The 12,507-nt window shown below is 56.6% G+C and carries 11 protein-coding genes and 1 tRNA gene; 4 read left to right on the forward strand and 8 right to left on the reverse strand.

Features of this window, described 5'->3' with window-relative positions; genetic code table 11:
- Window positions 1–13: 13 nt before the first annotated feature.
- Window positions 14–103 (forward strand) — tRNA-Ser (locus tag ACR0A2_RS09265).
- A gap of 375 nt (window positions 104–478) precedes the next feature.
- On the opposite strand, the gene ACR0A2_RS09270 is transcribed toward ACR0A2_RS09265, so the two are convergent.
- From ACR0A2_RS09270 to ACR0A2_RS09280, 3 genes are read right to left on the reverse strand one after another with little or no spacing between them, the layout of a single operon-like run.
- Window positions 479–2,158 carry a recombinase family protein gene (locus ACR0A2_RS09270; protein WP_480834821.1) on the reverse strand — a complete coding sequence of 560 codons (1,680 nt, stop codon included), beginning with the start codon at window positions 2,156–2,158 and terminating at the stop codon, window positions 479–481.
- Entirely contained in the window at window positions 2,155–2,571 is a 417-nt protein-coding gene (locus ACR0A2_RS09275; protein ID WP_170800027.1) for a DUF2924 domain-containing protein, read from the reverse strand. The genes ACR0A2_RS09270 and ACR0A2_RS09275 overlap by 4 nt, the downstream gene beginning before the upstream one ends.
- Window positions 2,568–2,798, reverse strand: a complete 231-nt coding sequence (locus ACR0A2_RS09280) for a DUF3489 domain-containing protein (RefSeq protein ID WP_170612265.1) — start codon at window positions 2,796–2,798, stop codon at window positions 2,568–2,570. The genes ACR0A2_RS09275 and ACR0A2_RS09280 overlap by 4 nt, the downstream gene beginning before the upstream one ends.
- Window positions 2,799–3,261: 463 nt before the next feature.
- Here ACR0A2_RS09280 and ACR0A2_RS09285 point away from each other — a divergent pair, with 463 nt between their 5' ends.
- Genes ACR0A2_RS09285 through terL form a run of 3 tightly spaced genes read left to right on the forward strand, consistent with a single transcriptional unit; the run spans window position 3,262 to window position 6,545 of the window.
- On the forward strand, window positions 3,262–4,656 hold the full coding sequence (locus tag ACR0A2_RS09285) for a site-specific DNA-methyltransferase (RefSeq protein ID WP_480834822.1): 1,395 nt from the start codon (window positions 3,262–3,264) through the stop codon (window positions 4,654–4,656).
- Window positions 4,649–5,080, forward strand: coding sequence for a DUF5681 domain-containing protein (locus tag ACR0A2_RS09290; protein WP_170612267.1), 432 nt, complete (start codon window positions 4,649–4,651; stop codon window positions 5,078–5,080). The genes ACR0A2_RS09285 and ACR0A2_RS09290 overlap by 8 nt, the downstream gene beginning before the upstream one ends.
- A complete protein-coding gene (terL, locus tag ACR0A2_RS09295; RefSeq protein WP_480834823.1) occupies window positions 5,067–6,545 on the forward strand; it encodes a phage terminase large subunit in 1,479 nt (492 codons plus the stop codon). Before ACR0A2_RS09290 ends, terL begins: the two co-directional genes overlap by 14 nt.
- 548 nt (window positions 6,546–7,093) lie before the next feature.
- Here the strand turns inward: terL and ACR0A2_RS09300 are convergent.
- From ACR0A2_RS09300 to ACR0A2_RS09320, 5 genes are read right to left on the reverse strand one after another with little or no spacing between them, the layout of a single operon-like run.
- The gene (locus tag ACR0A2_RS09300; protein WP_480834824.1) at window positions 7,094–7,903 is read right to left on the reverse strand and encodes an NAD-dependent epimerase/dehydratase family protein; all 810 of its coding nucleotides are present in this window, start codon (window positions 7,901–7,903) and stop codon (window positions 7,094–7,096) included.
- Entirely contained in the window at window positions 7,891–8,793 is a 903-nt protein-coding gene (locus tag ACR0A2_RS09305) for a hypothetical protein (protein ID WP_480834825.1), read from the reverse strand. Before ACR0A2_RS09305 ends, ACR0A2_RS09300 begins: the two co-directional genes overlap by 13 nt.
- Window positions 8,794–8,845: 52 nt before the next feature.
- Window positions 8,846–9,841, reverse strand: coding sequence for a substrate-binding domain-containing protein (locus ACR0A2_RS09310; protein ID WP_010437236.1), 996 nt, complete (start codon window positions 9,839–9,841; stop codon window positions 8,846–8,848).
- 56 nt (window positions 9,842–9,897) lie between these two features.
- Entirely contained in the window at window positions 9,898–10,884 is a 987-nt protein-coding gene (locus ACR0A2_RS09315) for an ABC transporter permease (protein WP_174818509.1), read from the reverse strand.
- Window positions 10,885–10,886: 2 nt separating this feature from the next.
- Window positions 10,887–12,482, reverse strand: a complete 1,596-nt coding sequence (locus ACR0A2_RS09320) for a sugar ABC transporter ATP-binding protein (RefSeq protein WP_480834826.1) — start codon at window positions 12,480–12,482, stop codon at window positions 10,887–10,889.
- Window positions 12,483–12,507 lie beyond the last annotated feature (25 nt).

Here is a 12,507-nt window from a genome sequence, read left to right on the forward strand (position 1 = left end):
CCCTGCTTTCGACGGGGAGGTGGCAGAGTGGTCGAATGCGGCGGTCTTGAAAACCGTTGGGCGTGAGAGCGTCCCCAGGGTTCGAATCCCTGTCTCCCCGCCACTCATACCTGTCTCACTTCAGTTGTGTTTTCTGACCCGGAATTGTGCCGCAATTCCCGCGAGTTGGCGCATGCGCTTTCAATCAGAGACGGAGCAGATCGCACACTCAGAGCGCAATTCCGGCCGCAGTCTCTGTGGCGCATTTTGGCGGGGTCGCTTTGGGCGGGATTTCCCTGATACCCGGCAATTTACAGGGAATTTTCGTGAAACAGGTCTGAGTTCCGTCATTTCTCCTATCGGAACTGCATGTTTTCCAGAGGTTTATGTTGCAAATTCCCTAAAAGGTGGAACAGGGAATTTTCTCGTGGGAACAGGGAATTGTGCCTACGGATCAGGGAGGGCAAACCCTGTAACAGGGACGAAGGACTTGGAGATGTCAGAAGCCGAACAGGCGTTCCTGTTCAGACCAGTCTAGTGGGTGGGTCACGCTGACAAGACGCTTGAGTGTGAATTCGGTCGGCTGAGCGCCGTCGAGAATCGCGACCTGAATCTTCGGTGAAAGAAACGCGAGCTGAGCACGGGTACGGATGAAGGCGCCGGGGAGGTTTTCGCGGCGGGCAATTTCCATCAGTTGAACGCCGGCTTTTAGATCACGCGCCCAGCCATGAGCGCGGATCAGCATGGACCGGAGGTGGGGATCGGGTTGGGGTGCCATGTCTCCAGCGATGACCTTGGCCTCGACGCCGCGTCGTCGCAGATCGAAGGATGAGGTGATGTGTGTGAGATCCGGGTTCAGATGATCGGCCGCGATGCCAAGTGCGCTTGCCAGAGTTTTAGGGTTCAATTCGAGGTCGATCTGTCCGCGTGCAATTCTGCCGTTGGCCAGAATATCAGCACCGACCTGAGCGCCTTGGCCTCGAAGCCGAGTTACTAAATCCGCAGCTGAAGTCTGAACTGCCTCCGTTGACCCGGCCTCCGGTTGCGCCAGCACCTGGTGCGCGGCGGCGGCGTCTTGCAGATGTCTGACGATGACATCAATGACTGCGTGTTCCAGCGCCGGGCCGGGCAGTCGCCAGCCGGAGATATCCTTGCCACCCGAGATCAGTCGATTGGAGACGTAATAGCGCAACCGTCGGCCTTTGCGCGTGGTGTGGGTTGGCGTCAACCGATTACCTGTTTCGTCCTGCAGCAGACCGGTGAGCCAGGCGCCGGGGTCATTGGAGTGTTGGCGCGTATCGGAGCCGCCGCGTGCACGGGAGCGATTGGAGGCCTGTCGCATTTTTTCCTGTACCCGGTCCCAAACGCCTTGGTCGATGATCGCCGTATGTTGTCCGTCCCAGATCTTATTCTTGTGGCGAATTTTTCCGAGATAAACCGGGTTGCGTAGCAGGTAATAGATCTGACCCCGTGACAGCAGATAATCCCCTTTTATGCTGCCATCCGACCGAACAGCCCGTTTTGATCGCAGGTCTTCTGCTGTTGCCCGTTCTTCTACTTTGCGCAGGCAACCCAGCTCGTCATAAAGCCCAAAGAGATGTCGGACCGTTCTGGCCTCCTCCTCATTCACCACCAGCGTTCTTGCTTTTGGATCGGGGTGGCGGTCATAGCCGAGAGGCAGGTTGCCACCCATCCAAAGCCCCTTTTTCTTAGACGCTGCAATCTTGTCGCGAATACGTTCGGCGGTGACTTCCCGTTCAAACTGAGCAAAGGACAACAGCATATTCAGGGTCAACCGGCCCATGGAAGATGAGGTATTGAAGGCCTGTGTAACCGAAACAAAGGAACAGTTTGCCTGTTCCAGCCGGTCGACCAGCTTGGAGAAGTCGGTAAGCGACCGGGTCAGCCGGTCAATCTTGTAGACCACCACCATGTCAATACGCCCGGCATCGATCTCATCAAGCAGGCGTTGAAGGGCAGGGCGTTCGAGTGTACCGCCGGACAGGCCGCCGTCATCGTAGCGCCCGGGCAGTAGGGTCCAGCCTTCGTGTCGCTGGCTGGCGACATAGGCTGCGCAGGCCTCATATTGCGCGTCCAGCGAATTAAAGTCCTGATCCAGACCATCTTCGGAGGACTTGCGCGTGTAGATGGCGCATCGGGTTTTGCGGCGCGGGCTCATTTGGCCCCCTTGCCAGAGAGTCCGAAGAAACGCGGCCCTGACCAATGCGCGCCGGTAATCTCTCTGGCGATGGCCGAGAGCGAGCGATGGGACCGACCGTTCCAAGTGAAGCCGTCATCTGTAACGTCGACTACATGGGTCACGCCATTCCACTCGCGCAGTAGGCGCCCGCCGGGTTTTAGGGCAGGGCATGTAGGCCGGGGCTTCTTCATAGAGCCCTTTTCCAGCGTGACTTTGACCTGCCGGGGTAGCCCGCCATGACGGCGGGACTGCATCTCAAAGGCAATGAAACGGCGCATGAAGGGTTGGCTGAGCATGGCGGGGGCTTGTTGATCAAACAGTTGCTGCCAAAGCGTGACCAGAGCCGATCGACCCATGGCGGCGAGATCGGCGACATCGCTGGTCTTGGTCATGTCTCTTCTCCTGTTCCCGCCGTCAGGTGATATATGGATGGTCCATTTGGTTTGTCGGATGTCCGCCGTTCAATCGTTGCGCCTTTTTTCCGCAGACCGCTTAGAGCTGCTCGGACCGAATGAGGCTGCCACTCCGTTGCTTTGCAGAGCGCCTCAAGGCTGGCGCCGCTCGGGCGACGCAACAAAGCTTGCACCCGGTCAATTTTGGTTTGATTGGATTTGGACATATATTGTCTCCTCTGATCTGGGGCTGGCGGAATGCCGAACCCTGGTACTGAGGAGCGCCCGAATGGCTCGGGCGTGGATCCAGTGATGCGTGGTTCACAGCAACAGTCCAGCTCTTTCTTGGGCAATCCGAAGAGGGCTGTGTTATGCCGGGTGTTGCTGCTGTACCCCCGATTATTCGTCAACAATCTTAATTGGTTACTTTTTGCTTGGGGGTTGCAATTGCAAAAGCCCGCGCATAGATTCTAGCCAGCCCTGCAAGGGACAAGGTCCCACGGGGAGGTGAATACATCTCCCAGGCAGCATTCGGCGCCGCATTTGTGAAGCGGATAAGACCGAGAGCATTCGAAGGGGCAACGAACCGGATCGATTGGTCCGGAGAGTTGCTAGTCGTGCTCTCTCCGATTTTCCAGCGCGATCCCTCCATCTCGACGTCCGCGCGGCGTCACGCAAAAGGAGGCGGTTATGCCTGCCAACAAAACACAAAGTGACGCTCTGGCGTCCAATACGCCGATCTGGATGGCGGAGAAAGTCATCCAATTGAAGATCAGCCAGATCAAGCCCTACGCCAACAACAACCGCGTGCACGCGGCCAAGAATATCGACAAGCTCAAAGCTTCGGTGGCCCAGTTTGGGTTTGTCACCCCGATCCTGTTGGATGGTTCGGGCACAATCATCGCGGGCCATGGCCGCTATGAGGCCGCCAAGGCTCTGGGGTTGACGTCCGTGCCGACGGTTGTCGCGGGTCACCTGTCAGATGCAGAAGTTCGTGCTTTGCGCATCGCGGATAACAAGCTGGCGGAACTGTCGGACTGGAACCAAGCAGCGCTGCAGATCGAATTTGCCGAGCTGACGGACCTCAGCCTTGATGGTGAACTGGACTTTGATCTGGATATCACCGGGTTCGAAACGCCGGAGATCGACATTATCATCGATGGCACGGATGAGGCCACGAAGACTGAAGCGGAATCTGTTGAGACGCCTGACCCCGCGGTACCGGCAATTACGCAGCCGGGCGACCTCTGGATTCTTGGAGATCACCGCATCTTCTGCGGGGATGCTTTACAAGCTCAGAGCTACGAGATGCTCCTGGATGGCGAGAGCCCGCAGATGGTGTTCACCGATCCTCCTTATAACGTACCGGTCAATGGGCATGTCCGCTGTGGCACCGGCGGCGATCATCGCGAATTTGCCATGGCGTCGGGAGAAATGTCGGACAGCGAGTTCCGCAACTTTCTCACCGACGTGATCAACCGGCTGTTTGACTGCTTGCCGGACGGAGGCATTGCGATGATCTGCATGGACTGGCGTCACATTGAAGAGTTGATTGCGGCCGGCAAGGCAGGTGGATTGGAACTCATCAATCTCTGTGTCTGGAATAAGACCAACGGAGGCATGGGCAGCCTTTATCGGTCCAAGCACGAGCTGGTTTGCATCTTCAAGAAGCCCGGTGCGCCACATGTCAACAATGTCGAACTGGGAAAACATGGTCGCAACCGGACCAATGTCTGGGACTATGCCGGTGTGAACAGCTTTGGGGCAGGGCGTGAAGCGGATCTCGCTGATCATCCCACGGTGAAGCCAACGGCCCTGGTCGCGGATGCCATCATGGATGTGAGTCATCGCGGCGATGTCGTGCTGGACGCCTTTGGCGGGTCCGGTGCAACCTTGCTGGCCGCTGAGAAAACCGGACGCCGGGCGCGGCTTATTGAGTTCGACCCTGTTTACGTCGACGTCGCCATCCGTCGTTGGCAGGAGATGACCGGTGAGAGCGCCGTGCATGCCGTCACGGGGCAAACGTTCGATGCGCGTTCTGCGGCCAGCGACACCGCCTCGAAGCAGGAGGCGGATCATGTCTGACGATACGAAAGATTACGAAGTGGGCTACGGCAAACCGCCTAAAGCAACCCAATTCAAGAAAGGCCGATCCGGCAATCCGAAAGGGCGGCCGAAAGGTGCCAAAGGGGTGAATGCCAGCTTGAAACGTGAATTGGAAACCAAGATTACGGTTCGCGAAGGCAGCCACGAAATCCGGATTTCCAAGGCGGAGGCAATTGCCAAGCGGCTCACGGCTGGCGCGTTGAAGGGCGACACGAAATTGTTGATGGCGCTGCTGAAGCTGGACGCAGATCTGTTCAACACAAGTGACATGGACGCGCAAGAAACCGTCCGTGCGGTTGAGCCGGACGCTGTCGACTACGACATCCTCCGGGATTTCTTTTCCAGTCACCCGGATGGTGACGGCGGTCCTGAAGATGAGGAGGCCAATGATGTCAGCTCCTGATCCCAAAATGGTCCGTCAGGTCGCTCGCGAGGTTTGCCGGGATAATTTCTTTCCCTTCGTGTGGCGTGTGTTTGGCACGCTGCACCAGGGGACTGACCGCGGCTTTGATCCGGCCTGGCATGTGCGTGCTATGTGCCATGAGTTGGACAACGTACGCATCGGCGAGAACAAGCGATTGATCATCAACATTCCGCCGCGGTGCCTGAAATCCGTAACAGTGGCTGTTGCGTATGTTGCCTATCTTCTGGGTCATAACCCCAGCGCCAAAATCATTGTTGCCAGCTACGGGCTGGATCTGGCGCGTAAACATTCCGAGGATTGTCGTCGGATCATGTCTGCGCGCTGGTACCGGGAAATGTTCCCTGAAACGGTCTTGGCTAAAAAGGGCAACACCTCAGAAGAAATCCGCACCACAAAGGGAGGCAGCCGTAAGGCTGTCTCCATCGGAAGTTCTGTCACCGGTCATGGCGCTGATTACATCATCATCGATGACCTGCTGAAAGCTGGAGATGCGGGCTCCGAGGCCGAGCTGGTCAAGGCACAGGAGTTCATTGAGGGGACCTTGCTGTCGCGCTTCGACAACCCGGCCGAAGGGCGCGTGGTCATGGTTGCACAACGGCTGCACGAGATGGATCCGCCGGGTTATCTGCTTGAACGTGGGACCTATCGGCATCTGAATCTGCCTGCCATCGCCGAAGAACATGAGAAGGTGCCTCTCGGGCGTGGAAGGGTCATGTGCCGCAAACCGGGTGATCTCCTGTGCCCGTCCCGTTTGGATCAGGACACGCTGGATACCAGGCGTCGTGAAATGGGCGCAGCTGTGTTCAATTGCCAGTATCAGCAGAACCCGGTTGCGCCAGACGGATCGCCGCTGCGCTGGGAATGGTTCGGGACCTACGAGACCATCGAAGATCGTCGCTGGTTCCAACTGGTTGTTCAAAGCTGGGATACGGGGATGTCTGCGGATCCGCGATCCGACTTCTCGGCCTGTACGACCTGGGGGTTCCGAGAAAATGCGTGGTATCTTATCGACGTCTGGCGCGGGCAGGTAGACTACCCAGACCTAAAAGCCAAGGCACTGCAGCTTGTCGGTCGTTGGGATCCCGATCGTGTTCTGATCGAAGATGCTGCCTCAGGCAAACCGCTATTGGACGAGCTGTTTCGTGATAACCGTCGGCGCTACGAACGCATTAAACCCGACAAAGACAAGGAAACCCGGTTCCAGTCCGCTTGCGGTCCTGTCGAAGAGGGCAAGGTGTATCTGCCTGCAGACGCACCCTGGCTACCGGTATTCAAACGAGAGCTTCAGTCCTTTCCACGCGGGCGCAACGACGATCAGGTCGACAGCTTTGCCCATTTTCTGAACTGGTCCAAGGGACCGGGCTTCTACCGGGCATTGGGCCGGGACCACCGGATCAACATCGAACGTCGGGAGCGCAATCGAGAGAGGGTCAGACGGCGGTAGAACCTCAGCGTCAAGCTTGAAAACTCGTTGAATATTGCTGGGAGGGCCGATGTCGGACCAATCCTGAGAGCGGCCCCAATGACCGCTCGCAACCACAAACCAGTCTCATCGCCAATGCCGTCGGATGACTGCTTCGAGCCCAATGCGGACTTTCGAAATGTCATCTTGCTTATGTCGAGAAGAAGGCAAAAGCAGTTTATAGGGCTACTTCTCGAACCAGCGTGCAATAGCGGCCCAGCCGAGTGCGATGTTTTCTTTTTCCGTGCACAGTATCAACGGCTGCTATCCGGCGGATTGAAGTGCTGGTTCGTCTCGTCCGCAGGGCAGTTGACCACTCAACCAGAGATCGCTTCTCATTATACCCATACAGCGACGTTCGCGGTTCGTTACCGTGCTATCAATCATCCAACGGCTGCGATATCTGGCGCTCGTTCTGTCGCTCTCCGTCGAATGCAAAGCGGACAACGCTGACCTTTTCAGCGCTCACTTCGATGCGAGGTTTCTGAAAATGATTGCACAACGCAACAACAGTGCCCGGACCTTGTACTTTACCAATCTGGAAAACGTGTCGTGACGTAGCTGGGGAGTCGGTCTGTAAACAGCCGTTTCAGCGCGGATCTTAAGACGATGCCCGCTGTTGTTTTCGCGGGGCTTCCGTTCTTTGGAGAGTAGCCAATCGCTTGCCGCGTTTCGGTGATATCCCAGCGCATACCTGGGTTATCTGACATTAGGTTCAGGGCTGCGAAGGAAATATCCTTGGCATCGATTGCGGCGCGCATTCCGCCTAGAAAGTCCCGATCACTCAACCACATTTCCTGACCCCACCGGCCCATCGCCATGTGTGTGCCGGGTTGGTTGCCGTGAGTCCATTGCGTCCAGCCGATGCGCAAGCAGATGACCGACAGTCCGTGATGCTCGGCGAAATAGGCCCCTGTCCGTTCACAGAATAACTTTGACATGCCGTAGGCGTTTACTGGCCCTGGTGGTGTCGCGCTGTTGAGCACCTCATGCGTGAACCTTTTGTCGCCGTGAACCCAGTTGGAGCTGGCAAGAACCACGCGGCTGACGCCCATGGCTGCCGCATGGTGATAGAGAGAAAGCGTTGCATCCATATTGTGTTTGATCGCGGAGGCCCAAGTGGCGGAGGGCTCTCGGTCACCAGCTAGATGCACGATAACGTCCACTCCCTTTAGCAAACTGACCCAACTGCTGTCGTCGGACAGGTCTGCGGTGTGAATGTCGGGATGATCAACGGGGCGAATGTCGATGCCAGAAACGGTGTAGTCGGGGTCGCTTTCTAGCGCGTCAAAAAGTTTGCGGCCGAGATGCCCACCAGCGCCTGTAATCAGGACATGCATGACAGGAACTCCTTGTTGTTTGTGAGCCCCAATGGCATTTGGGTTGCATCTTCATCCGTCAAGACGCGGAACGTCTGCCGAAAACTCAGCGTTTCATTTGGTGCAAGCTTGCGTGCCGGGGAGTGCCACTCCGCTTCGCAATAGGCGTAATCGGCTGAATTAAAGACCTCAAACGGATAGTCGTGTGCAAATTGATCGCCCTTTTGAGGTTCTGGTACCGAGCACATTAGCAACGGGGCATCAGCGCCGCACCGTATCAATGTACGACCGTTGGGGTTCGGTAGCCCGACCTTGAATTCCTGCTGTCTGTTGCAATCCACGACAATGCTTTTGCCGTGCGTAGCTATCATCCCTTCGGAAGAGCCAAAAACAGGATAAAACGCGGGGTCTTCCAACTCGACACCGATCTTGGCAGTGGTGTTAAGCATCATGACTGACCAAATGCCGGTAAGGCGAGAGGAGGTCCCATGGTTGACCACGATGTGTTCTATTTCCCAGCTTTCCGCCGAGGTCAGCGTGATGCGGCGCGACACTGACAAGTGCGAGGTCGGGCATACTGCGCTGGTCATGTCGATACGAGTGCTGCTTCTTGAAGTGATCTGGTAAGAGCCGCTGTCCAACACGGGAAACGGAGCGCCGTTTACCCAGGATGCATCTGGGGCGATCCACGTCTTCTCTCCGCCCCAGAGCGGAAAACCAAATTGTGGAGAGCGTGTGGGCAGATCAGTAAGCCGTGTGTCATCGACATCCAAACCGTCGAGATCTGCGTTCTGAAATAGGAGGGAGCGACCTTGGAAGTTTATATCCCATAGGCGGCCCCCGATGCCGGGCAGGAGTGTCAGTTGCAGATCGTTTTGCTGCAGGTGAAGAACGCTCCATCTGTCCGACATGTACCCCCTCCTATCGGGTTCCCGGCGCGATCGAATGCGCCGGGACAATCGCTTAGGTGTGTTTGAACTGGACGACGTTTTCGGCCGTAATCGGCATAACCCCGGTCTCAACGCGCTCCGGCAAAGGGTTGATGCCAGCCGCCTTCCAATCGGGCAAGACCTTCAGCGCGTCTGTGTTCTGCCAATGCATCATGTGGAAGGCTAGAAAGATCTCAAGATAGGATTTCTGTGCCACAGCGCCGTGAATTGTGCCGTCTTCGATATAGGGAAGCATATCATCATTTCGGTCCATCGCGACGATCTTGATGTCCTTGCGTCCCGCCTCATTGACGGCAATTGCAGCGCCTTTGCCGCTGTCGCCGTCCGTGCCGCCAATTCCAACAATATCCGGGTTCGCCTGAATTGCCTGAAGGTAGGCTGTCGGCGCATAGGAAGGGTCGGCCTTATCGTTGACGACGTCGACCACTTCGATATCCGGGTATTTCTCAGCAAAGATTTGTTTGTACCCCTCGACCCGCTCCAATGTGGAGGGGGCAGGGAAAGTGCCGAGGATAACCTTGCCTTTCCCGCCAATCGCTTGCGCGAGCATTTCGCCGCCGACACGTCCTGCCTGAACGCCATTGATACCAAGGAATGTGGACCGGGGGCTGTCGGGAATATCGCCAATACAACATGTGACCGGAATGCCCGCCTCGACCGCACGTTCGACGCCGGGGGCCAGAGTGGCCGGATCACCGGGGAAGATAAGGATGCCTGCGGGACGTCTTGCGATCAGTTCATCCAATTGGCGCGCTTGTGCGGCCGTGTCGAAATCCAAGGGGCCCGTGAATGTGGCCTTGATGCCCATCAGTTCCTCAAGGTCTTCCATTGCATTTCGATAGTCCACCCAGAACGGCACCTGCGTGACGATGGACAGGAACACATACTCCTTGCCGGCCGCTTGCGCCATGGCTTCTTTGGACAGCATGGGCAGTCCGAACGCTGCGGCCAATCCAGCGGTGGTGCCCGCTGTCAGCAGCCTGCGCCGATTCACGTTCAATTCAGTCATCGTAGTCTCCCTGTTTTGGATCTTTGGTTGTTGTTGAGTTTTGGAAAGCTTCGGGATTAGCCCCGTTTGCTTCGGATCAGCATGTCCAAGGCGACCGCTGTAACGAGTACACCGCCGATGACGATCATCTGCCAGTAGATCGATACAGCCAGCATCGTCATAGTGTTGTTGATCAACGCAACGAAAACGACGCCGAGGAAAGCACCAAGAATAGTACCTTCGCCGCCGCGTAGGGATGCGCCACCGATGACAGCCGCTGCCAGAACCTGAAGTTCGATACCGTTTCCTGCCGTGGGCGTGCCGCTCATCAGGCGGGAGGCCAGCAATACACCCGCCAAAGCAGCCAGAATACCGGTCAGTGCGTACAGAATGATACGTACGCGTGTGACATGGATGCCTGACAACATCGCGGCCTTTTCATTGGCGCCGATGAAATAGACCTGACGGAAAAAGCGCGTATGGCGGACGGCCAGGTCAAACAGAACGACGAGCAGAATGGTGAACAAGACGATTACCGGAAAGCCGCCTATGTCAGCTTTGCCGATCCAGGCAAATGATGCCGGCAGGCTTGAGACAGAAAAACCTTCGGTCAGGACAAGAGCGATGCCTCGCGCGATCGACATCGTGCCGAGGGTCGCGATAAGCGGATTGATCCCGAGGCCGGTCACGAGCAAACCGTTCACTACCCCGACAATTCCACCCAACACTAATCCGCATACCACAGCGAGCGGAATTGGCATGCCAGTCAAAAGCAGCATGGCTACGACGGTAGAAGACAAAGCCATAACCGATCCAACGGAAAGATCGAACCCGCCGGATGCAAGTAGGATCGCCATACCGATCACGATGATCGCGGTGGGGGCCATGCCCACGGCCACGGCTCGAAAGTTCGAGAAGCTGAGGAAATAGGGATTAACGTTGGACATCACGATGATGATGGCGGCGATCAGAACGATCAGCGTCAGTTCACGAATATCGACAAAAGCTTGTAGAACACGGCGCAGCAGCGGACGCTTCATGGGCAAGTTGGCTTGAGCGGTCATGGTCACGTCGCGACTCCTGATTGATTGGTTTGGGGTGCGTCCACAATTGGAACGGAATTTCCAGCGGCCATTTGAAGAAGCGTGGTTTCGGTTGCCTCAGCGGCTGCGATGTCTCCCATGAGGCGACCGTCGTGGACGACAAGGATGCGGGTCGAGAGAGAGACCAGTTCGGGAAAATCGGATGACACGACGAGGATGGCCATTCCCTCGGCTGCTCGACGCAAAAGTTCCGTGTGGATTTGGAATTTGGCTCCGACATCGACCCCTTTTGTGGGCTCCTCAATGATCAGAAGAGCTGGTGCGCGTTTGAGCCACTTGGCCAACATAATCTTTTGCTGATTGCCCCCTGAGAGATCACCAACAAGTTCGTTAATCCCGCTGGTTTTGACACTGAATGCGTCAATGGCTGTTTGGCTGGCTGCTTTGATCGAGCCCGAACGCATGAACCCAGCAGACGCATGATCGGAAAGACTGGCCGCGATCAGGTTGTCGCTGAGTGATTGTTCCAGAAAGAGGCCTTCAGTCTTGCGTTCCTCGGGAACAAACCCGACCCCAGCACGCATCGCCTGCCGCAAGGACGCAAAGTTAACAGGCTTGCCGTGCAGTCTGATCTCCCCGGTCGCGCCATGCATCAACCCAACAATCGATCGAACAATCTCGCTGCGGCGAGCGCCCATCAACCCTGCCATCCCTACAATCTCTCCGGCTTTAATGGAGAAAGAAATGTCTTCGAATTCATCTGGATGGGTTAATTCTTGGACATGCAAAACCTCTTCGCCGTTAACCTTACCTGACCGCGTGACATCACCGGGGTGAGCGCCGCCGATCATCTCGGCGACGACTTGTTCCTGAGAAGTTTCCGAAACCGGTAAAGTGCTGATGTGGCGCCCATCTCGCAAAACGGTAATGCGATCCGAGATCTGGAAAATCTCGGCCATATGGTGGCTGACATAGACGATGCCAATCCCTTTCTTTGTCAGGGACTTTAGGACTTCGAATAGTGCGTCTACTTCGTCGGGTGCCAATGCCGATGTCGGTTCATCCAGCAAAAGGACGCGGGAATTCAACGACAGAGCCTTGGCGATTTCAACAATCTGGCGGGAGCTGATCGGCAAGTTTTCCACGGGTGTTGAGACGTCGATATCCAGACCGAATTCCGCCAGCAACGCCCCCGCTCGGCGGCGCAGTTCGGGCCAGTCAACTACGCCGAACCGGGTGGGTACGCGGCCCGCGTAGATGTTTTCTGCAACAGAGAGCGCGCCAGCGAGGCTGAGCTCTTGGAAAACACAGCCGATGCCCAGGGATTGCGCATGCGACGGGCTTTCGACCCGCTGTTCCTTGCCGTCGCACAGGATACGCCCAGCAGAAGGTTGGTGAAGTCCATAAAACAGGCCGAGACAGGTGGATTTTCCGGCGCCGTTTTCCCCGCATAGCGCGTGAACTTCGCCGGGTCTCAATTCAAAGTCGACGCCATCCAAAACAATGTTCGTGCCGAAGCTTTTGCCAACCCGATCCAGCTGGATCAGTGGCTGTAGCCCCGGTGAGTCAGGTTTCATTGCTGGCGTCATACAAGCTTCCTCCCGCCTTTTGATTGGCATCTGATATCTCAGATGTCAACTGAAA

Source organism: Ruegeria sp. H8 (assembly GCF_056532905.1).